The organism is Gabonia massiliensis (assembly GCF_001403595.1).
Lineage (GTDB): Bacteria > Bacteroidota > Bacteroidia > Bacteroidales > Coprobacteraceae > Coprobacter > Coprobacter secundus.
In genome coordinates this window covers 388,996-412,276 of sequence record NZ_LN877940.1, presented here as the reverse complement: position 1 = coordinate 412,276, position 23,281 = coordinate 388,996, and the positions used below count along the sequence as shown (strand labels likewise).

Genomic DNA, 23,281 nt, shown 5'->3' with positions numbered 1-23,281 from the left:
AGTAAAATATATAATTACTACTTTTGCAAAAAGTAGATAAAACATAATGCTTTCAATAATTACATGTTCTATAAAGCCAGAGCAATTAAAAGCTTTCAAAAAAAATATTGAGGATACTATTGGGATACCTTTCGAGCTCATTGCTTTTGATAATAGAGTCCATCAATATGGTCTTTGCAAAGTATACAACGAGTGTGCCCGACAAGCAAAATATGATTTCCTTTGCTTTGCTCACGAAGATATTTCTTTTCAAACATATGACTGGGGGAAAATCATCATTTCAGAACTGAGTAAACCGGATTGTGGCGTAATCGGATTTGCAGGAGCATCACACAAATCCCTTACAATCTCGGGATGGCATTCATCTGCTCAATATGACCGTTTCAACTTTATACAACAATCTCCTCAAGAAACAAGCCCCAGGCCTCATTATTTCAATCCGACAAAAAAAGATTTCCCAGAAGTCATTGTATTAGACGGTTTCTGCATGTTCGTTCGTCGTAGTGTATGGGAAAAAATGCCTTTTGATGAAAAGACATTTACCGGATTCCATCTCTATGATTTGGATTTCAGTATGCAAATTGCCCAGAGATACACCAACAAAGTGTGTTTTCCAATAAAAGTCATACATTTCTCAGACGGCAATTTTACAAACGATTGGCTCAATAATTCTATCATTTTCCATAAAAAATGGGAGAAAAGCCTACCTCTCTATATATCAACCCCTTCTAAAAAGGATATTTTGGCAGATGAGAGAAGAACTTCTCGAAAATTAGTAAAAATGCTCATTCGCAATAAACTTAACTCTCAGACAATAAAGCCCTTTCTCTTAAAACATACACGTAAATATCCACTCAGATGGGGAACATTAACTTTATGGTTTAAATTTTTACGTTACAAAAAACAACTATCATGACACCACCTCTCGTCTCAGTCATCATTCCCAACTATAACCATGCACCTTATCTGGATGAACGTATCAGGTCGATTGCAGGACAATCATTCCAGGATTTCGAGATTATACTTCTCGACGACTGTTCCACAGACCAAAGTATAAGTATCCTGAACAAATGGGCCAAGCACCCCAAAATATCCCACTTTATTGTGAATAAACAAAATAGTGGAAGCACTTTTCTCCAATGGGAAAAGGGATTCTCTCTTGCTAAAGGGAAATATATATGGATTGCAGAAAGCGATGATGTTGCTCATCCTGATTTTCTAAATATAACAGTCAATTATTTAAATCAATTTCCCGACGCCAGCTTGTGTTTTACCGGCTCCTTTCTGATAGATGCTTCTGGAAATATAGATTCCAGAAATTGGGACAGATGGACGAAAAGCGAGGCAACAAAAAATTTCAGTTACATTGAAAACAAACATTTCATAACGCACCAATTACTATGGTTCAACACGATATACAATGCCAGTGCTGTGTTGTTCAGGCGCTCTGCCTTATCTGAAATTGACAATACATATAAGCAACTGCACTATTGTGGCGACTGGTATTTCTGGTCTGAACTTATCCAAAAAGGTCATGTTATCATTGTCTACAATAAACTAAACTATTTCAGACAACACAATATAAAAGTCTCCCCTAAAGCAGAAGCTAACGGTCTACAATTTAAAGAGGGATTTATTGTGATAGAACATATATCTAAATCTTTCCACTTATCAGCTTTTATACAAAATGCAGCAAAAGGCGCCTTATACAGAAAAATCAAAAAATACAATAAATTCTCAACTCCCGACATTAAGGCCAAACTATTGGAGGAATTTAACCAAAGATACAAAACCCGTCCTATCTTTCTCCGTATTTGCTACCGTATACAGAAACTTATCAGCAAACATAAATAAGACCTCATCAACTAAACATTCTCATAAATCTATATTCTACATCTTCGCTTTTTCAACAAAGAATAATACCGGGCAAAGAGCATAGGATTCCAATTAAAAAAACAAGAATAAAAAGATAGAGGTTTCATCCGCAAAGGCAACAATCCGGCACCTTGCATCGCATCCAGCAATTTTTTCTGTATCGGATATCCCTCACGTATACTGCGCTTAAAAATCATAAGACACATCTTACCTATACGATTATCAAAAAAATCCTTTATTTTCTTATCGGACGAGATATGTATGCTTTTTTTAAATTTATTCAGGCTTTCCATTGCCTTTATCATATCAAAAAAATTGCTTTCCCGGTACCTGCCCATATAAGAGTTTTTATGTTGTACATACTGATAAAAAGCCAACGGAATAAATTTTATCCGACGGGACAGATAAATTGCCCGAGGAGTGAATTCTTCATCTTCATGACCAATAGGCAACATATACAAATCATTAGAAATCAACCAGTCCTTTCGATAAACGTTAGCCCAAACCATCGGAGCAAAGAAATTTGTCAATATATAATCTCTACCAGACAAAACAGCCGATTTATTTTTTGCCATTCTCCGAAAATAAGGATTTCGACACCCCTTGCCATAGTCATCCACGTAATTATAATTCAAAGCCAATATATCCAGATGATTAGCATCCATTTCACTACATATATGTCCATAGCAGTTCTCTAAGACATAATCATCTGCGTCTACAAACATAATATATCTGCCAACAGCTCTTTCTATACCATAATTACGAGTCAGACTCAATCCCTCATTTTTCTTAGTATATACATGTATTTGGGAATATTTCCGGGATAATTCAAGTGCTACTTTTTCTGTATCATCGGTAGAGCCATCATTAATTACTATAATCTCATATTCATATTTCGATAAATCCTGGTTCAATAGAGATTCGACACACTTTTTTAAATATTCAGACACATTATAAGCCGGAACTATTACACTTAATTGAAGTCCCTGCATCTGCTTTTTATTATTATCCAAAGCTGGTATCTCCTCCATCATAAAACCTTATACGGATATTGCTCTCCTTGTGCATATCCATCTTCACAATATGTAATTTTCTTCTCAAGGACTTTTTGATACACATCATAATTGCGTAATTCTTGTTCCCGAGAATTTATATTATGATACAAATGAAATGCAATACCCTTCATTTTTATTTTTTTCATCTTTACACCAGAAAGGTAAAAACGTGCTGCCAATTCGATATCCTCATGCCCCCATCCCAACAGCATATTATTATAGCCATTAACCTTTACAAAGTCATTCTTCCAATAAGAAATATTACAGCCTTTTACATGAGCAATATCAGCAGACATCCTTGTCAGGAAAAGAGAAAGAAATGGATTTCGCACAGAGTTTAATCTGTTTTTTAACTCTTTCGATAATATATGTGCATCTATTTCAGACGAGACAATTGTCCTTTCTGTCTGTTCAGGAGATAAAATTGCCCTTCCTCCTCTCAGAAAAGTATTTTTCCGGGCCTCTGATAAATGATCTTCAATAAATTTAGGATGCAAAATAATATCCCCGTCTATCTGGATGATATAATCACCATCTGTTTCACGAATAGCATTATTGAGAATTATCGTTTTTCTGAAACCTTCATCCGTATGCCAGACATGACGAATAGGAATTGATGATTCGCTTCGGAGCTGCTCTATTACTTCTAAGGTTTTCTCCGTAGAACCATCATCCGCAACAACAATCTCATCTGGCAAAACAGTCTGACTCAATGCACTCCTTATACTTAATGATAATGCTTCTGGCCAATTATATGTTGAAATTAATAATGTAACTCGAAATTTATTCATATATCCCCTATTATAATCGAACATCCATGGTACCCAATTTTAGCAATAACAAAAATACTCAAAAAATATTCCTTTCTACTTATTTGCAAAGGAAAATAATCCGGTCACTATATATTTTATCCAACTTGGTATATTCTTTATATAAAATCCAAGATTATTATTTCTAATCAACCAAATAAAAGAAGATTTTTCATCAAAACCCAACTTATTCAAGCTCCATGTTTTTATGAATGCAAAATACCTTTTAACAAAATCAATTTTGCTCTGTTATAATCTCTGCATGATATTCCCGTTCCTCAAGCTCATCACCGTGTGACAATTCATTTAAATCCGAATTTTCATTAGCATCAGAGATTTCCTCGGTATCAACTTTACTGCGTCTTAATATTTGAGATTCAAGAACAGACTCTAAAAATGATTTATCCGTTTTGATTTTCTTCAAAGCCATCTGAGCAGCATTTTGCTGAGACTCTTTCTTGGAGTAACCAATACCTACACCTCCAGAAATACCGGCTAAAAGGGCTTGAAATTGAAATACCGGATTATTTTCATGGTCAGTAAAAGATTCGACTAAAGCAAACTCTACATCAACTTTATTCTTTTGACTCCATTCTATCAATTTAGATTTAAAATTTACTTCCTTTTTTGCAATCAATGATAAATCGATATAAGGTTTTATGATACGCTCTTGCACAAATTTTTTGCAAACATCATATCCCCTATCAATATAAATAGCTCCAATAAATGCTTCAAACGCATTACCATAGATATAGTTATTATGAGAACTCGTCCGAGTAGATGATACAATCAATTTATCCAAACCTATTTTAAGAGCAATTTTATTCAAGGTATCCCTTTGTACAATTTTTGACCGGGTATTCGTCAAAAAACCCTCTTTCTTCGACTCAAATTCATTAAATACAATATCTGCGACAATAGCATCTAAAACTGCATCGCCTAAAAACTCAAGCCGTTCATTATTAATCCAATGACCCTTTTCTGTTCTCACTGAAGAAGAGCGGTGCAAACATGCCTGCTCATATATTCCCGGATCATGGGGATAAAATCCCAAAATCTGATAATATAGAGAATAAGGCTCTTTACGCCGAAGCCTAAAGAGCCTTATTTTATTATACATCTTTTTAAGCACGTTACTTCACAAATTTTTTTACTATTATACTTGCATTATGACCACCGAAACCAAATGTATTCGACAACGCCACATTTACAGTACGCTTTTGAGCTTTATTAAATGTAAAATTGAGCTTATAATCAATTTCCGGATCCTCATCTCCTTCAGTAAAATTAATCGTCGGAGGGACAATATCATTTTCTACAGATTTCACGCAAATCATTGCTTCTATAGCTCCTGCAGCTCCCAATAAATGTCCGGTCATTGACTTTGTCGAGCTAATATTCAAGTCATATGCATGTTGTCCAAAGACTTTCTTGATAGCCTTTACTTCAGAAATGTCACCCACAGGAGTAGACGTTCCATGTACATTGATATAATCGACTTCTTCCGGTTTCATTTCTGCATCGGCCAAAGCATTTTCCATAACCAATGTCGCACCTAAACCTTCAGGATGTGTAGCTGTAAGATGATAAGCATCTGCCGACATACCCCCGCCAGCAACTTCTGCATATATTTTAGCTCCACGAGCTAATGCATGTTCCAATTCTTCCAAAACAAGGCATACACCACCTTCTCCCATCACGAAACCATCACGACTTGCACTGAATGGACGCGAAGCCCCTTTGGGATCATCGTTCCGCGTAGAGATAGCATGCATTGCATTGAATCCACCGATACCGGCTACAGTAATAGCAGCCTCAGCACCACCGGTTACAATCACATCGGCCTTACCTAAACGAATATTATTAAATGCATCAATCAATGCGTTAGTCGAAGAAGCACAAGCTGAAACTGTAGCATAATTGGGCCCATGAAAACCATACATCATAGAAATATGACCAGCAGCAATATCTGCAATCATCTTCGGTATGAAAAACGGATTGAATCGGGGACCTTTATCTTCATTCAAATAAAAACCGCCTACTTCTTCTTCGAAGGTACGAATACCCCCAATGCCTGCAGCAAAAATAACTCCTACCCGATTTTTATTAACCTTTTCCAAATCGAGGCCAGAATCTTCGACACCTTCTTTTGCAGCAATTACTGCATATTGTGCGTAACGATCATATTTACGAGCCTCTTTCCGGTCAAAATAAAGACTGGGATCGAAGTCTTTCACTTCGCATGCAAATTGCGTCTTGAATAACGAAGCATCAAAACGAGTAATAGGCCCGGCACCACTTACTCCATCAACCACTGCTGCCCATGTATCGGCAACATTATGTCCTAATGGGGTAATTGCTCCCAGACCTGTTACTACAACTCTTTTCAATTCCATACAAATAGAGTAGTGTTGGATTTACTTCACATTAGCTTCAATATAAGCTATTGCATCTCCTACAGTTTGGATTTTTTCAGTTTGATCATCGGGAATGCTAACACCGAATTCTTTTTCAAAATCCATGATCAATTCAACGGTGTCAAGAGAATCAGCACCCAAATCATTTGTAAAGCTTGCTTCAGGTGTTACTTCCGATTCTTCTACGGCCAATTTATCAACGATAATCGCTTTTACTCTTGATGCAATTTCAGACATAACTTCCAGTTTTTAGTTAATTAATAAATTACTTTCTTATTTTTGCAGTGCAAAGAAATACAATTTTCTCCAAACAAAAAAAATATTTACCGTATTATTTCATTAAAATTGCACACACATACATATTTTGTGCAATTTTCACTATCCAAATTAGTATTTCATCGTCTTTTTTCTTTCGAATATAGTCTTTTGGAAGCCACTATATTAAGACAACTACAAATAAAATGCCCCTTTCCCAGCACAACTTTATGTATATTCATTTTTATTGTTTACACATTACATTTCAAAAATGTCTGATTTTCTTAGTTTTTTAGTAATTTTGTTTTTTCGAATAACAAGCTGATTATTATTTATGACAAAACATATCGCCATATTCGCATCCGGTTCTGGAAGCAATGCAGAAAATATAATTCGATACTTTTCAAATTCCTCCAACGTTGAAGTATCTCTGCTTATTTGTAACAAACACAATGCTTATGTCCTGGAACGAGTGAAGAAATTCGACATAGAAACTCAAATCATTACTCGGGAAGATTTCCAAAAATCCGAATATGTTCTGTCCATACTTAAAAACAAACATATAGATTTTATCGTATTAGCAGGATTTCTATTGCAAATACCATTATACATCATCGAAAGCTATCCTAAATCAATTATAAATATACATCCTGCACTTTTGCCTCGTTTTGGCGGTAAAGGTATGTATGGAAATAATGTACACCGGGCAGTCATAGATGCAGGTGAAACTCAGACTGGTATTACCATACATTACATAAATGAACATTATGATGAAGGCGAATGTATATCACAGTATACCTGTCCTGTCTTTCCGGATGACACTCCAGAGACCGTCGCTGCTCGAGTACATGAATTAGAATATAAATACTATCCCCAAACAATCGATTTGCTATTGTCCTCAAGAAACTTGGAAACCTAATTTTTGAAGTAACTCTATATCTCGTGAAACTGCATGATGCACCGTATAGGCGTTGAACTCTCTCCGTAAGCCATATTCTCCTCGCAATTTTTCAAAAGTTCCAGGAGCTGCCCGTAAAGCTGCAGTATCGTTTCTGGGGTCATAAGTAGCCAATACTGCTGAAGCCAGTATATTATCAGAACACAGGCTTAAGTCTATATCCGGAAATACCGGAGCCGGAGGCTGTATCAAAGACGTATCTATAGATATACCCATCCATCGACTTATAGCCTGCACTATCTGTCTCGTTGCATTCGCTTTTCCATCAGCCGAGTACCCTGCAATATGGGGAGTCCCAATAAATACATTAGACAACAAAACATCATCTACATCAGGCTCATTTTCCCAACAATCTAAAATCATTTCCGAAACGTTGCCGCTTTGATAGGCGTTATATAGAGCTCTATTATCTACAACTTCTCCTCGCGAAGAGTTTATAATGACAGGTCTTTTTCTCAACCGAGAAAAAAAATCCGCTCCTGCCAAATGATATGTACAATCCATACCTGATTTATTCAACGGAGTATGGAAAGTAATGATATCACATTCCTTGGCAACCTCATCAAGGGAGACAAAACAAGTAGAATCCTCTAAGCGGGCTCTTGGTGGGTCATTCAACAAAACTTCCATTCCTACCATTCGGCAATAATCGGCAACAATACGCCCCACATTACCGACACCTACAATCCCGATAACCTTACCTTCCAGAACAAAATCCTTTCGTTCTTGCAATGACAACAAAGATGATAAAATATATTGCCCGACTGAAGATGCATTACAGCCCGGAGCATTCGTCCATACAATACCATTTTTGCCGCACCACTCCGTATCGATATGGTCATACCCGATAGTTGCCGTCCCAATATAACGCACCTTACTACCCTCCAATAATTCTCTATTGCAACGAGTCCGTGTCCTTATAATAAGAATATCGGCATCACAAACTACCTCCCGGTTTATATCGGCCGGAGCATAATACTCCACATCAGCAAAAGGCTCAAGTATACCTTTTATATATGGTATTTTATTATCAACAATTATTTTCATCTCACATTTTTTCTTTTGTAAAGATAATTTCTTTTTTAGTTCATTATCAAATGTTCTTTGGTATTTTGTAAAACTATTCTTATGTTTGTAACAAAGAATTAAAAAATAAACAAAATGGATTTCAGCGAAAAAAGCAACCGCATTTTTTGGAATGCGACTCAATATTACCATACAATGGATGATGTCAATGCAGAAATGAATAATCCTTTTGAAGAAAAAAGCATCGAATATTATTTGTTTCTCAAAAACTGGATCGATGCCGTACAATGGCATCTTGAAGATATCATACGAAATCCCGAAATCGATCCGGTCGAAGCTCTGAAAATAAAACGAAGAATAGATAAATCTAATCAAGACAGGACAGACTTAGTCGAACTTATAGACAGCTACTTCTTAGACAAATATAAAAACGTAATCCCTGCCCCTGATGCCACAATAAATACAGAAAGCCCAGCTTGGGCACTCGACCGGTTATCGATACTTGCATTAAAGATATACCATATGCAGCAAGAAGTTGAACGCAAAGAAGCGTCTCCTGAACATATCGAAAAATGCAGAGAAAAGTTAAGGATACTACTTGAACAAAGAATAGACCTAACAACCGCCATCGACCAATTGCTTGCCGACATTGAAACCGGACGGAAATACATGAAAGTCTATAAACAAATGAAAATGTACAATGATCCGGCCCTTAATCCGGTGTTATATGCAAACAAAAAATAATTAAGTTTTGGATATCAATAAGATAAAAAAAGTCTTGATTATCCGTCTATCTGCTTTAGGAGATGTTGCCATGAGTATACCTATTGTATATTCGGTATGCCGTGCATATCCTCAAATAGAATTTACGATGCTTACATCTCCTCATGCATCGAATCTGTTTATTGAAAAACCCGCTAATCTGGTTATCATATCAGCACAAATCCGAGGGAAACACTCCGGTATTAAAGGGCTCTATACATTATACAGGGAATTGAGAAACAGCTCTTTCAATATCATAGCCGATTTACACGATGTGTTACGATCCAAAATCTTGCGCTTCTTATTTGCACTTTCTGGATGTAAAGTTGCTCATATAAATAAAGGTCGTAAAGAAAAAAGAAAGCTTACCACCCGCGAACACAAGCAAAAAAAACAATTAAAGTCATCATTCGTACGATATACAGAAGTATTCAATAAATTAGGATTTTCTTTTAACGAAACTTTTATTTCCCTATTCCAAAATACAGCCATACCTCCATTACCTAATGGCATAAATATATCAGATAACAGCAAAAGCCTAATCGGTATAGCTCCCTTTGCTAAGCACAAAGGTAAAATATATCCTATAGAATTGATGGAAATTGTCGTTTCCCAACTATCCTCCTCAAACAAATATCAAATATTCTTCTTCGGCAGTAAAGGACACGAAGAGACTATTATAAACGAATGGGCAAATAAATATAGCAATACTATATCATTCGCAGGGAAAAATTTGGGTTTTGAGACAGAACTCTCTATTATGAGCCAACTCGACGTTATGCTCAGTATGGACTCTGCAAACATGCATCTGGCTTCATTGGTAAATACCCCTGTAATTTCTATTTGGGGGGCCACGCATCCTTATGCAGGGTTTATGGGATGGAGACAAGACAAATCAAATACGGTAGAAATAGAGCTGCCATGCCGCCCATGTTCCATATTTGGGAATAAACCTTGCTGGAGAAAAGATTATGCTTGCCTTTACGAAATCACCCCCGAAATGATAATAGAAAAAATAAAACTATTAATAAACTCAAAAAAATAAAGTAATAGCCTGCATATGTAACTAAAATAGGTATTTTTGCGACGGTAAGAGAACTTTTATTTTCTCACCATGCAAAAGACAAGATTCACCCATACAATTTACACAAATAACTATAATAAAACCTATTTCACATGAAAATTGTGATAAATCCTAAATATAAAAAATTGGGAAGCTTTATAGAAAATCTCCCATATGAATTCGAAAACAGTGGGGAAACTATATATAGTGCACGAAATATCATAAAAAGATTCATTATCGACGATATCGACCTTACCGTCAAACGATATAAAGTTCCTTTACGCATCAATCAACTGGCATATACATTTTTTCGTCCAAGTAAAGCCGAAAGAGCATATAAGTACGCACTATATTTATTAAAATGCGGCATTAGAACACCTGAACCAATTGCTTATATAGAAGTGAAACGTGGCCATATTTTTTACCAAGGATACTTTATTTCATTAACTGAAAATTATCCTCGCTTAATGAGAGAATTCAATGACGGAATCCACGGCCAAGAAAATATCTTAAATGCTTTTGCCGACTTTACAGTAAAATTACACGAAGCAGGTATACTGCATCTCGATTATTCGCCAGGAAATATACTATTCAAAATAGATCAAGATAAAATTTCATTCAGCTTGGTAGACCTTAACCGTATGCATTTTGGCAAATTAACACCGAAACAATGCTTACGAAATTTCGAACGGCTGACTTGGGATCCGAATGTCATACGTTATATTGTTACAGAATATGCAAAAAAACGGGGATGGGATATTGATAAATCAGTAAAGGCTGCGCAACATTTTCAAGCTGAATTTTTTCGGAAATGGGCAAAAAAAATGGAGCTGAAAAAACGAATAAGACGGAAATAATCTTTAAATATTACAATATAAATAAGGACTTTTTTAAGTCGAAACATTTATATTCCCAGAATTATTGGTTAAGTTTGTCATCCGAAAGAGAAAATCCGAACAATGGAAAATGATTTTGACATACGAGATCAAAACTTATCAGATACCGAAAGGGAATTTGAGAAGGCTTTACGTCCTTTAGCTTTCGAAGATTTTAGCGGACAAGATAAAATAATCGAGAACTTAAAAGTTTTTGTTATGGCTGCTAAAATGAGGAAAGAAGCTCTTGACCACGTTCTCTTACATGGACCTCCCGGACTTGGGAAAACCACTTTATCAAATATTGTTGCCAATGAATTGGGTGTGGGATTCAAAATTACATCCGGACCGGTATTAGACAAACCCGGAGACCTTGCCGGGATATTGACATCTCTGGAACCTAATGATGTATTATTCATCGACGAAATACACCGATTAAGCCCAGTTGTAGAGGAGTATTTGTATTCTGCAATGGAGGATTACAGGATAGATATAATGATAGACAAAGGGCCCAGTGCCCGTTCTATCCAGATAGAATTGAATCCTTTTACTTTGGTCGGAGCAACTACCCGTAGCGGATTGTTGACCAGCCCGCTACGTGCAAGATTTGGTATCAATTGCCACCTCGAATATTACGACCATCAAGTTCTGTCCCATATCATTTTACGATCGGCAGCAATCATGCAAGTTCCATGTACACAGGAAGCTGCAATCGAGATATCGATGCGAAGCCGGGGTACGCCTCGTATTGCAAATGCCCTACTCCGCCGAGTAAGAGACTTTGCTCAAGTAAAAGGCTCCGGCAAAATAGATATAAGTATAGCCCGTTTTGCCCTGGAAGCTTTAAATATCGATAAATACGGATTGGATGAAATCGATAATAAAATACTGACAACAATTATCGATAAATTTAAGGGAGGCCCTGTAGGACTCACAACAATAGCAACGGCATTGGGTGAAGATGCAGGAACCGTAGAAGAGGTATACGAACCTTACCTGATAAAAGAAGGCTTTATCAAACGAACTCCCCGCGGACGAGAAGTTACAGACTTAGCGTATACTCATCTTCATAGAACCAGATTTTCAGATCAGGGATCTTTGTTTTAATAAAAATCAGATTTATTCATTTTCAAGAACATCAAGCTTATGTCGGGAATGAAAAGTTTAGCCAAAGACACGGCTATATACGGGTTGAGTAGTATCGTCGGACGCTTCTTAAACTGGTGTTTTGTATTTTTATACATCAATGTGCTCAAAACTACGGCAGAATATGGTATTGTTACCAATCTGTATGCTTATATGGCACTATTACTTATCATACTAACATACGGATTGGAAACCGGATTTTTCAGATTCGCCAACGACGAAAAATACGAAGACCCCACCAAGGTCTATACTACCGGCTTGATATCTCTGGCTTGCACTTCCTCACTTTTCTTCATCTTAATACTCATATTCCTTCAACCGATTTCGCGTTGGCTAGGATATCCAGAACATACCGATTATATATGGATGATGGCTCTTATCATCGCCATAGACGCTTTTACAGCACTGCCTTTTGCCTACCTTAGATATCAGAAAAGGCCGATTCGTTTCGCTACAGTCAAATTATTATCCATATTCATCAACATATTTTTTAATCTATTTTTCATTTTACTTTGTCCATGGCTATATCAGCACTATCCGGCAACAGTCTCTTGGTTTTTCGAACCTACATTTATGGTCGGTTATATTCTGGTATCTAATATCATCAGTTCGGGTATCATTCTCGTCATCCTCTTACCCGAAATATTCGGAGTCCGTTACCGATTCGATACAAAAATATGGAAACAGATGCTGAGCTATTCGTTTCCTCTTCTCATATTAGGAGTTGCGGGAATAATGAATCAGACATTCGACAAAATGTTATACCCTATATTAGCAGCCAACCGACCCGACCCCATGTCTGAACTCGGAATTTATGGAGCTGTATATAAAATATCTATTGTAATGTTGATGTTCACGCAAGCTTTCCGCTTTGCATACGAACCTTTTATCTTTGCAAAAAATAAAGAAAAAAATACAGGCGACAATAAACAAGCATACGCTGACGCCATGAAATATTTCATTATTTTCGGACTACTCATTTTTTTAGGAGTAATGTTCTATATTGATTTGGTTCAATTCTTCATGCCTGCCCAATATTATGTAGGAATAGACGTCGTACCAATTGTTATGATGGGACAATTATTTTTTGGCATATTCTTCAATTTGTCTTTATGGTATAAATTGACAGATAAAACCCAATGGGGAGCATGGTTTTCTCTTTTCGGATTTATCATTACCATAATTATAAATGTAGTATTTGTACCTCAATACGGTTACATGGCATGCGCGTGGGCAGCCTTTGTCTGTTATCTCTGCATGATGCTGGCTTCTTATTTTATCGGCCAGCACAATTATCCGATAAATTACGATTTAAAGTCAATAGCTTTGTATACTGCTCTGGCCGGAATATTATATTTAATAAACAATACAGTAACTATTGATAATTTAATATTGAGATTATTGTTCAGGACCATTTTATTAGCTACTTTTATTATCTGTTTTATACACAGAGATTTACCATTAAAAGAGATTCCAATCATAAATCGATGGATAAAAAGATAATATTATGACTTTCAATAATGCATTAAATGCCGTAAAGCAATCTTTAAAACGCTATCTCGATCAAAAACAAGACCGGGAAAATGAACAAACTACCGTACAAGCAATACGGGAAGGGATAGAATTTAAAGGTTCTAATATATGGATATTGATTTTTGCCATTTTTATGGCATCATTAGGGCTGAACACAAATTCTACTGCCGTCATTATAGGGGCCATGCTTATATCTCCATTGATGGGCCCTATTATGGGAATAGGATTGGGCCTTGGTATCAATGACTTCGAGCTTATTAAACGTTCTTTTTATAATCTGGGAGTAGCAACCATATTCAGTGTGTTGACTTCAACTCTTTATTTCCTTATTTCCCCTTTAAATGAAGCCCGTTCTGAACTGTTGGCCCGTACCGCTCCGACAATCTATGATGTACTTATCGCATTTTTTGGTGGAGGAGCTGGTATTGTAGCCATGTCCTCAAAACAAAAAGGGAATGTATTACCTGGTGTTGCTATTGCTACTGCACTGATGCCTCCTCTTTGTACCGCAGGTTTTGGGTTGGCAAACGGTAATCCTCACTACTTTTTTGGTGCATTTTACCTATTCTTTATTAACTCCGTTTTTATCGCCTTTGCAACTACACTGGGAGTAAAACTCATGCATTTCTCAAAAAAACAATTTGTCGACCCTAAACGAGAAAAAACAGTACAGCGTATAGTATACACTATACTTACACTCACCATAGCTCCAAGCATAATACTGACCTACAATATGATACGGCAAAACTATTTTGAAGCAGCCGCTTACCAATTCGTAAACACTCAACTCAATTTTCCAGAGACACAGATATTAGACAAATCAGCCAATATCATAAACGGACAACGAACCATCAAAGTAAGTCTTATCGGCAAAGAAGTACCCCAAGACTCTATTGCTATGATAGAATCTCGCCTACCTCAATACGGACTTGGCGGTACACGTTTGCTCATTTCTCAAGGATACGGACAAAACAACATAGACATAAACAGCTTGAACAGCATGATGTTCCAAGACATTTATAAAGATAACCAACAAAAAATAGAAAGACAAAACCGTTGCATAGATTCACTTTTAGCAGTTGTCGAACATTGTCGTCAATACGATTCAATCGGCATAGCCATAGCTCCCGAGCTAAAAGTATTATTTCCCAAAGTAAAAGAAATAGCTATCTCACAAATGATATTCAGCGATATCGATTCGTCAAGACTCGATACAGTGACCACAGCCATCACCCGATATTCTCACCCTTTAAATCAAGAAGAAGAAAAACAATTCCAAAAATGGCTCGAAGCCCGTATAGGCGCAAAAAGCATATATGTCCTGAATGAAAATTAGAACATCCCCAAAAACATCAAATAAAATCGTCGCCAAAATTGACTTTGGCATCCGTTATAAATTTACGTATACGCTGTTCTTCTTTTTTTTGACAAATTAATAATACATTATCTGACTCTACAACGATACAATCATTCAATCCTTGTAGCACAACCAATTTATTTTCAGGGACAGCTATTACATTATTATTGCAATCATATCTCAACTGCTTGCCCTTAGCTCCGACATTTCCATTACGGTCTTTCGCCGAGAACTCATACACAGATCCCCACGTTCCCAAATCGGCCCATCCAAACTCCGCGCAGAGCACAAACACATTAGAGGCCTTTTCCATCAAACCAAAATCGATAGAAATATTAGGACATGCCATATAATTTTCATTGACAAATTCCTTTTCTTTAGGAGTATTAAAGACCTCTTTATTGGCTTCACATCTATTCACAATTTCCGGCAAATGACGCTGCATCGCTTTAATTACAGTCTGCACATTCCAGATAAATATGCCTGAATTCCAGAAAAACTCTCCACTCTCAACAAATACTCGGGCCAACTCTATATTCGGCTTTTCAGTAAAAGTCTTTACAGTCTTTATATCTTCATTATTATCATCCTCTATCTGAATATAGCCATATCCAGTTTCAGGTCGATTAGGTTTTACACCCAACGTCAACAACGCCGGATATTTCTCCACGAATTTCATGCCTTTATCAATGCACTCGGCAAAAGAATCCTCTTTCAAAATAAGATGATCAGCCGGAGTAACCACAATATTGGCATTCGGATTCAGTGCCTGTATATGATATGCCGCCCATGCAATACAAGGTGCTGTATTACGCCGTTGAGGCTCAGCCAAAATACGCTCATCAGCAACTTCAGGAAGTTGCTCTTTAACCAAATCGACATACATCTCATTGGTAGAAATAAAAATATTTTCCGGAGAAATAATCCGGCTAAAACGGTCATATGTCGATTGTAATAATGAACGACCCGTACCAAAAAAATCAAGAAATTGTTTCGGTCGGTAAGTGCGGCTAAACGGCCAAAAACGGCTTCCAATACCCCCGCACATAATAACACAATACCTATCTTTCATGAGTCTGATATTATATTCTAAAGTAAAGTGGAGCAAAGCCACTTTATTTAAGTATTACTGCTCGGCTAAGATAGCTAATATTTTGAGGATAGTATTTAAAAAAATATTTTTTTGTCAAAAACTTTATGTTCGACAACTCATATAAAAACCATCTTCATATCTTTTTCCCCAATTTATTCAAAAAAAACAATATTTCCTTTGGATAATTCAAAAGATTCACTACTTTTGCACCGTCTTTACGCCCAGATGGCGGAATTGGTAGACGCGCTGGTCTCAAACACCAGTGGAGTAACATCCATGCCGGTTCGATCCCGGCTCTGGGTACTGAAGCGGAGAAAGTTGAAAAACTCTCTCCGCTTTTCTTTTCTACTCCTCGTAACTTGTTGGCTTGCAGATAGATTAAATCAAGAACTTTATTGTAAGAATTGGTTCGATATGTTTTTCTGTCAAATTCGATTTTAACCAGTTAACTTTTCTGGGGCAGTCCGACTTTTCTTTATTAGCTATATAGCACATGAATCTTGTTCAAGATAATTCGAATTTATTCTATATTGTTTATGAATATGGATTTATACTCTCATATTTGTTGATGTAATCTATCAATGACAATAAATCATGTTTTTTTTCATAAGCTTTTTTAAGAAGTGGGAGATTTTTTTTTCCTATGTAATAAGCTAGAATAATACTCGCGTTTTTGATGATATCGGCTGAGGTACTATCTTCAGTAATAATATCTGCTAAATATGAATTTATGTTTTTGACTTTTGATAGAATGGCTTCAATCGATTGCCCAATACTTCCTCGACATATCATATTGTCGCCAATAATAGATAATAATTTAATTACGGTTGCTTTGTTATAGTTATATATCTTATTTAAAACTAGGACTTTGATGTTATTGGAAATATTATTACCAGAATACCATATATCTGGATGCCAAGGGATGTGTGCCAAGTAATAAATTAGTTTATGAGGAATTTCGTGTGCCTCCTTTTCTTGTATATAGTCTAAAAATGTATTCCAAGTCTTTTCTTCATTTATATATTTTTCAAACATAATAGTCATTCCCAAATTAAATTCAGAAATATCGTCTGAATTGAAATATGATAAGGCTTCGTTGAAAGAAACTAATGGTATTGTGTCTAATATTAAAGGTTGAAATAATCGTTTGAAATCTATTGTATTAAATTGATTTATTCGAGTCACTGGAAATTTTATGAGTGAAGAATTACATATAGTTTCTATGTATGTTTTGATATTAACCCAAAAAGCATTCTTTAAGTTAGGAATATATACAATTCCGAAAACTGGTAATGGATAATTTAGCCAATAATTATAATGGCTATCTATTGGAATAGAAAGTTCTTGATTCCTACTGTTAAAGTAGGAATCTCCTGATTTTATTTGTATAGCTATGCTTTTATTTGTAGGAGTACCATCTTGGATAAATTCAATAATTCCGTCTATCCCTAAATCATTTTCTTGTTCAATTTTATGGAATAAAGACCCAGATTCTTCAACTATAGTTCTAATGTAATTTATTCCGATTTTAGCTGTTATGCTTGAATTTGAATATTTGGGCATCTTGTTTTTTATTTTATTATTCTTATAATCTTATATGGTAAAACATCGTGTTGCAAATATAAGAAATCAGAAGTTCAATACATTCAAAATTTTGTTTTAACTGGCATTTTATAATATTATGTTATGGATGAGGTATCCATTCTCTTAATTCCCAAATCAAGTTCAAATCATGCAAGAATTGGTTCGAGAACAGAACGGTTAAGGGTACTGAAGCGGGGAAGGTTGGAAAGCTCTCCCCGCTTTTGTTATTTTCTTATTCTATTCCTGTCTTATTTCTTATCTATCCAAATAAAATAATAACTGCTTCTCTTGGTAAAATGCCATATCGGAAGTACTTTTGAGAAAAAGTACAATCAAAAAGAAACCCTTGTCAAAAAGAAATGACAGTATGTAATTACAATACAAAAACCGATATGTATACCATAAAAGAAAAATCTGTCTGTATAAATACAGACCTATACATAGAACGTTATCATAATCCTCAAAAATTTATACAATTCTGCAAAGAGTGCAAAATGTATAACTCCTGTTGGAGCTGTCCTCCGTTCGATTTCGAAACAAAAGCTTACTTACTAAAATATACCTCAATTTGGATTATAGGTACTCAAATCTTTCCTTCCCAATTTGAGCGTTCTTTTGCTACTAAAGAAGAACTCATCTTATACGAACAGGATTTATTAGCTAAAGTCAGAGGCCAGCTCGATCCCCTCCTTCTTACTTTAGAAAACAAATATCCGGAAAGCCGAGCTTGTTTTGCCGGGACATGTCATTTTTGCACCCCCTCGAAATGCAAAAGAAATAAAAATCTTCCTTGCATATATCCTCAAAAAATAAGACCTTCTCTGGAGGCTCTGGGATTTGATATAGAACACACTACATCCGATTTATTAGGCATTGAACTATTGTGGAGCAAAAACAATATTCTCCCAGAATATTATACCTTAGTCAGCGCATTTCTTACCAACAATAAAATCAAAAAATTAAGATGACAAATCTTTATCGAAAAAAAGCTGTATTCAATTGGAGCGGAGGGAAAGATTCGGCACTTGCCTTATACAAAATATTACAAGATAAGAATTATGAAATAATTTCTTTACTCACGATCGTAAATAAAGAAACTCAATACTCATCGATGCATAGAATCCCTGTCTCTCTTCTCAAAGCTCAAGCAAAGAGTATTGGACTGCCCATCTATATTGTAAACCTCCCTCCTAAAGGTGATATCAACGACTACGAAACAAATATGGCAGAAGCTGTACTTTATTTTAAATCCCTCGGTGTCAATTACTTTGTCTTCGGAGATATTTTCCTCGAAGACGTACGAGCCTATCGGGAGAAACAACTAAAACCGTTCAATATCAAAGTCGTAGAACCATTATGGGGACAATCTTCACAAAATATTATGAAAGATTTTTTATCCTCAGGGTTAAAAACCATTATTATTACCACCGATGCCGAAAAATTAGGGGAAGAATATATCGGCCAAGAAATCAACATGGATTTACTCAATAGTTTTCCCAAGGACATTGACATTTGTGGCGAAAACGGAGAATATCATACATTCTGTTATGATGGAAAAATATTCAAATCTCCTATCAAATTTTCATTAGATAGAGCAAAAATTCAGAATTACAAAATAAAGGACGAAAACGGAATAGAAAAAGAATTCCGTTATTGGTATGGTTCTATAGTTCCCTAAAAAGTGAAATATTTATTATTTTTACAAATAAATAAAATAAGTTATGATAAAGGCTGCTTTTTTCGACATAGATGGAACTCTAATCAGTTTCAACACTCACTTAATACCTGATTCTACCATAAATGCAATAAAAAAATTAAGGCAACAAGGAACAAAAATATTTATTGCCACAGGAAGGCCTCTATCCTTGATTTCCTTACCCAAGGACATCATTATAGATGGTATCATCACATTAAATGGAGCATTCTGCATATCTTCTGACAAAAAAGTAATATACAAAACCTCTATTCCTAAAGAAGATATCAATACAATCATCCGTTACCAAAAAGAGACCGAACATTTCCCTTGCCAGTTTACGACACAAGACAATACTGCAATAAACTTTATCAATCAACAAGTCATCGACCTTTGCAAATTAATAAATGTTCCCGTACCTCAAATTAAACCCTTAGAAGATATTGCTCAAAAAGACATCTTACAAATAAACATATATGTTGACAAACAAAAAGAAGAAGAACTTCAAAAGACTGTTTCTACCCATTGTGAAGCCAGCCGATGGAATCCCCATTTTGCAGATGTCAATGTAAAAGGCATTGACAAAAGTACCGGTATAAAACATATATTGGAATATTATCAGATAAATTTAGAAGAGACCATCTCTTTTGGAGATGGAGGTAACGATATTCCCATGCTGAAATATACCCATATAGGTGTTGCTATGGGTAATGCTTCCGATGAAGTAAAGCAAGCGGCCTCATATATTACTGACACCGTAGACAATGAAGGTATTGCCAAAGCTTTAAAATATTTCTCTCTTATTCGGTAAAAATTTTACTGATAGCTTTATATAGTTACGTATCATTTGTTTTTTTGAAATCTTTAAAAAATATATCGGTAATACAGAAAATTTTTATATTTTTGTTTCTTGACAAGTCTTAAGACAATTTTGTATTTTACTGATTGTCAACTATGAAAATACAAAAGATTCTTAGATTAGTGATTTTTAATAACAGTTTTAGTTAAATTAGAACAATACATACAGAATTTACACATATTGCAGAACTTTACTATATTATTAGTCTACAAACTATTATTATAGATTCGATCCAGTTCGATATAGTACATTCATTAAAACTTGGAAAAAGACAAAAGACATATTGTTGAATTATCTTTTTCAGACAAATACTTTTAATATGCTTTACAGACGAATTCTTCTGTTACTCATAATTATCAATTCTTTTTTCAATACAAAGAGTGAATCTGCTGATAATAATATGCGTTACGGACTTACGTTCCGCTCTCATTCTGTCAATCAAGACCAAAGAACCGGTGTTGATTTAAGTAATTGTAACCTGTTTTTAAAACCAGGAAGTACCATTGAATTTGACCTCCGTTTAGACAAAAAACCAGAAGGAACCTACGGATATATCTTCAGGCTTATCTGTAATGATACATTAAGTTTAGACTTTATTGCCAATACTTCTTTATTAAAAGTAAACTTCGTAGTGGCCAGTACCCGGCATATTTATTGCAATAAAGAGTTTCATTTAGACAACAATTACGACGAAAAACATTGGTTTCCTGTAAAAATTCGTTTCAACATATCGGATATCGAATGCTCTTTTAACGAAACCACTTCAAAAATACCATTTTCAATTCCTAACCTAAAAAATGCTCAATTGCATTTAGGCAAAAATCATCATGGTAATTTTTATACAACGGATGTACCCCCTATGTCAATCCGAGACTTAAAAGTATGTGATGAAAAAGGAAAAACCTTACGACATTGGAAATTTGCAAAGCATCTCGAATCATCAGTTTTAGACGAAATAGACGGCTGTATTGCATTAGTAAAAAACGGAGAATGGGAAATTGATAGACACATTTCATGGAAACCCGTAATATCCATGCATTTCAAAGAAACTAATCCACAAATTGCTTATGATAGCGATTCAGGACGTATTTTTATTGCAACGGCAGATTCTCTAATAACTTATTCTGTTACTACAGATATAGTATCCCGAGTAAAGACAAATAAAGGTGCACCTTTTCGATGTGGAGGAGGAAGCGCCTTGTTATATGATAAAGAAAGAAACTGTCTGATTTCATATAGTACACAATTCCCAGATCTCAATATTTACAATTTCCAAACCCAAAGTTGGTCGGGTTCTGGAACTGAAATTTTACCACCTATACAACAACACAACCATTTTATAGATTACAAAAATCATAAACTGGTTTTATTCGGTGGATATGGCATGCATCAATACAAGGCAAATTTAATTGTCCGGGACTTATTTGACGGTGCATGGAAGACCACAGATTTGAAAACTCAGATAATGCCACGTTATCTAAGTGCAGCGGGGCTTTATGAAGACAGCATCCTGATGGTAATGGGAGGCTATGGTTCCCCTTCCGGAAAGCAGGAAGAGCTTCCCCAAAATTTGTATGACCTCTACAAAATCGATTATCCAAACGCTCAATGCGAAAAAGTTACCAATTTTTCAATTGCCGGAGACCCCATCGCTATGGGCAATTCACTATTAATTGATAAAAACGAGCATACAGTATATACATTAGCATACAACAATGACCGTTACAATTCATTATTGTATCTCATATCTCTTGACTGGGAATCATCACGAACAACAATTTTAGGAGACACGATATTATACCATTTTTTCGATAGTGAATCATATTGCGACCTTTTCTTAGATAAAGAAAGCAATAATCTTTATGCCATAATTTTACAACAAGCACCCAACCAAAATGGATACTTTGTATCTATTTATTCTATGGCCTATCCCGTATTACAGTCCAAAGATGTTTTGCAAGCGGAGAAAACATCCCCTCAGCCCCGGGCTAAACTTATCTTTGGAGGGATAGGTATAATCTGCCTTATCTTAATCAGTTATTGGATTTGGTCAAAAAAACAAAAAAAACATTCTCAAATAATATCTCCCGAAATTATTACTTCGGCCAATACTAAAGTCAATCCTATACCTAACGAACCCTCTCCTATCCCAGTAACATCTACTATCAATTTACTCGGAGGATTTCAAGTATTCGATCGACAGGGTATAGATGTCACAGGAGGCTTCTCTTCCGTCCTGCGCCAACTATTCCTATTTATTCTCTTACATTCAGTAAAAAATGACGGACGAGGAGTCAGTTCACTAATGTTAGACGAAGCTTTTTGGTCAGGAATGGATAAAAAATCCGCATCAAATAACAGAAGTGTAAACATAAGACGCTTACGTCTCTTGTTAAATAATATAGGGGATATTACTTTGACCAATGAAAATAGTTATTGGAATATCAAGTTAGGGAAAGATGTTTTCTGCGATTATATAGAAATATGGAAACAACTAAAAAAATACCAAAAACGAAATAGCAATTATAACCGAGAGACAATAGAAACAATTATCGCTCTATCCTCTAAAGGCATGTTATTGCCAAATGTCAATGCTGAATGGGCTGACGAGTTCAAATCAGAATATGTTTCTCGCGTATCGGACATTCTATTATCAGCAATAGCTCTTCCTGAATACAGTTCTGACTCCAAGCTTTCACTCCAAATAGCAGATGTCGTTTTATTACTATATCCTACTGAAGAAGAAGCTGTAAAACTAAAATGCCGCTTATTATATCAGCTGGGACACAAAGTTCTATCAAGACAATGCTATGACAAATTTTGTGCTCAATATATGTCTTTATTAGATGCTCAGCCAGACTTCAGCTATGAAGATATTATTTCTTCCAAGAATAACGATTAAAAAATAAGCATATCATATA

At 35.5% G+C, this 23,281-nt stretch carries 21 protein-coding genes and 1 tRNA gene; 14 read left to right on the top strand and 8 right to left on the bottom strand.

All coding sequences use genetic code 11. The annotated features are described in order from the left end of the window. Positions 1-46 precede the first annotated feature (46 nt). Both BN2628_RS11655 and BN2628_RS11650 read left to right on the top strand, forming a co-directional pair. Positions 47-916 (top strand): glycosyltransferase, encoded by an 870-nt coding sequence (locus BN2628_RS11655; RefSeq protein ID WP_044226858.1) that lies wholly within the window; start codon positions 47-49, stop codon positions 914-916. Continuing rightward, complete coding sequence (locus BN2628_RS11650) at positions 913-1,854, top strand: glycosyltransferase family 2 protein (RefSeq protein WP_044226856.1); 942 nt, start codon at positions 913-915, stop codon at positions 1,852-1,854. The genes BN2628_RS11655 and BN2628_RS11650 overlap by 4 nt, the downstream gene beginning before the upstream one ends. 29 nt (positions 1,855-1,883) lie before the next feature. On the opposite strand, the gene BN2628_RS11645 is transcribed toward BN2628_RS11650, so the two are convergent. The 5 genes from BN2628_RS11645 to BN2628_RS11625 all read right to left on the bottom strand — a co-directional run bounded on the left by BN2628_RS11645 (position 1,884) and on the right by BN2628_RS11625 (position 6,393). Continuing rightward, positions 1,884-2,909, bottom strand: coding sequence for a glycosyltransferase (locus BN2628_RS11645; RefSeq protein WP_082430170.1), 1,026 nt, complete (start codon positions 2,907-2,909; stop codon positions 1,884-1,886). Beyond that, positions 2,906-3,721, bottom strand: a complete 816-nt coding sequence (locus BN2628_RS11640) for a glycosyltransferase family 2 protein (RefSeq protein WP_044227083.1) — start codon at positions 3,719-3,721, stop codon at positions 2,906-2,908. The genes BN2628_RS11645 and BN2628_RS11640 overlap by 4 nt, the downstream gene beginning before the upstream one ends. A 253-nt stretch (positions 3,722-3,974) precedes the next feature. Beyond that, on the bottom strand, positions 3,975-4,871 hold the full coding sequence (rnc, locus tag BN2628_RS11635) for a ribonuclease III (protein ID WP_082002229.1): 897 nt from the start codon (positions 4,869-4,871) through the stop codon (positions 3,975-3,977). A gap of 1 nt (position 4,872) precedes the next feature. Further along, positions 4,873-6,135, bottom strand: coding sequence for a beta-ketoacyl-ACP synthase II (gene fabF, locus BN2628_RS11630; protein WP_044226853.1), 1,263 nt, complete (start codon positions 6,133-6,135; stop codon positions 4,873-4,875). Positions 6,136-6,156: 21 nt separating this feature from the next. Continuing rightward, positions 6,157-6,393, bottom strand: a complete 237-nt coding sequence (locus BN2628_RS11625) for an acyl carrier protein (protein WP_021930901.1) — start codon at positions 6,391-6,393, stop codon at positions 6,157-6,159. A 352-nt stretch (positions 6,394-6,745) separates the two neighbouring features. Between BN2628_RS11625 and purN the strand changes: the two genes are divergently transcribed. Continuing rightward, positions 6,746-7,330, top strand: coding sequence for a phosphoribosylglycinamide formyltransferase (purN, locus tag BN2628_RS11620; protein ID WP_021930902.1), 585 nt, complete (start codon positions 6,746-6,748; stop codon positions 7,328-7,330). Here purN and pdxB read toward each other — a convergent pair. Next, complete coding sequence (pdxB, locus tag BN2628_RS11615) at positions 7,310-8,416, bottom strand: 4-phosphoerythronate dehydrogenase PdxB (RefSeq protein WP_044227078.1); 1,107 nt, start codon at positions 8,414-8,416, stop codon at positions 7,310-7,312. The genes purN and pdxB overlap by 21 nt on opposite strands. 114 nt (positions 8,417-8,530) lie before the next feature. On the opposite strand from pdxB, the gene BN2628_RS11610 reads away from it, so the two are divergent. The 6 genes from BN2628_RS11610 (at position 8,531) to BN2628_RS11585 (ending at position 15,110) form a co-directional block, all read left to right on the top strand. After that, positions 8,531-9,139, top strand: coding sequence for a DUF4254 domain-containing protein (locus tag BN2628_RS11610; protein ID WP_021930904.1), 609 nt, complete (start codon positions 8,531-8,533; stop codon positions 9,137-9,139). Positions 9,140-9,161: 22 nt separating this feature from the next. After that, on the top strand, positions 9,162-10,202 hold the full coding sequence (locus tag BN2628_RS11605; protein ID WP_044227076.1) for a glycosyltransferase family 9 protein: 1,041 nt from the start codon (positions 9,162-9,164) through the stop codon (positions 10,200-10,202). A gap of 131 nt (positions 10,203-10,333) precedes the next feature. Further along, positions 10,334-11,077, top strand: a complete 744-nt coding sequence (locus tag BN2628_RS11600) for a lipopolysaccharide kinase InaA family protein (protein WP_044226850.1) — start codon at positions 10,334-10,336, stop codon at positions 11,075-11,077. 102 nt (positions 11,078-11,179) lie between these two features. Then, the gene (gene ruvB / locus BN2628_RS11595) at positions 11,180-12,202 is read left to right on the top strand and encodes a Holliday junction branch migration DNA helicase RuvB (protein ID WP_021930907.1); all 1,023 of its coding nucleotides are present in this window, start codon (positions 11,180-11,182) and stop codon (positions 12,200-12,202) included. Between the two features lie 39 nt (positions 12,203-12,241). Further along, on the top strand, positions 12,242-13,744 hold the full coding sequence (locus tag BN2628_RS11590) for a lipopolysaccharide biosynthesis protein (RefSeq protein ID WP_055097355.1): 1,503 nt from the start codon (positions 12,242-12,244) through the stop codon (positions 13,742-13,744). Between the two features lie 4 nt (positions 13,745-13,748). After that, positions 13,749-15,110 (top strand): TIGR00341 family protein, encoded by a 1,362-nt coding sequence (locus BN2628_RS11585; protein ID WP_044226843.1) that lies wholly within the window; start codon positions 13,749-13,751, stop codon positions 15,108-15,110. A 16-nt stretch (positions 15,111-15,126) separates the two neighbouring features. Here the strand turns inward: BN2628_RS11585 and BN2628_RS11580 are convergent, their stop codons facing one another. Beyond that, positions 15,127-16,203: a mannose-1-phosphate guanylyltransferase gene (locus tag BN2628_RS11580; RefSeq protein ID WP_044226839.1), complete on the bottom strand. Its 1,077-nt coding sequence runs from the start codon at positions 16,201-16,203 to the stop codon at positions 15,127-15,129. A 240-nt stretch (positions 16,204-16,443) separates the two neighbouring features. Here BN2628_RS11580 and BN2628_RS11575 point away from each other — a divergent pair. Further along, positions 16,444-16,527: transfer RNA gene (locus tag BN2628_RS11575), tRNA-Leu, on the top strand. Between the two features lie 231 nt (positions 16,528-16,758). Here the strand turns inward: BN2628_RS11575 and BN2628_RS11570 are convergent. Next, positions 16,759-17,787 (bottom strand): DUF4365 domain-containing protein, encoded by a 1,029-nt coding sequence (locus BN2628_RS11570; RefSeq protein WP_055097351.1) that lies wholly within the window; start codon positions 17,785-17,787, stop codon positions 16,759-16,761. A 380-nt stretch (positions 17,788-18,167) separates the two neighbouring features. On the opposite strand from BN2628_RS11570, the gene BN2628_RS11565 reads away from it, so the two are divergent. From BN2628_RS11565 to BN2628_RS11550, 4 genes are all read left to right on the top strand, one after another. Next, positions 18,168-18,776, top strand: coding sequence for a DUF2284 domain-containing protein (locus BN2628_RS11565; RefSeq protein ID WP_052431436.1), 609 nt, complete (start codon positions 18,168-18,170; stop codon positions 18,774-18,776). Then, the gene (locus BN2628_RS11560; RefSeq protein ID WP_044226836.1) at positions 18,773-19,486 is read left to right on the top strand and encodes a Dph6-related ATP pyrophosphatase; all 714 of its coding nucleotides are present in this window, start codon (positions 18,773-18,775) and stop codon (positions 19,484-19,486) included. Before BN2628_RS11565 ends, BN2628_RS11560 begins: the two co-directional genes overlap by 4 nt. Positions 19,487-19,529: 43 nt before the next feature. Next, complete coding sequence (locus tag BN2628_RS11555) at positions 19,530-20,312, top strand: Cof-type HAD-IIB family hydrolase (RefSeq protein ID WP_055097346.1); 783 nt, start codon at positions 19,530-19,532, stop codon at positions 20,310-20,312. 367 nt (positions 20,313-20,679) lie between these two features. Then, positions 20,680-23,262, top strand: coding sequence for an AfsR/SARP family transcriptional regulator (locus BN2628_RS11550; RefSeq protein WP_044226830.1), 2,583 nt, complete (start codon positions 20,680-20,682; stop codon positions 23,260-23,262). Positions 23,263-23,281 lie beyond the last annotated feature (19 nt).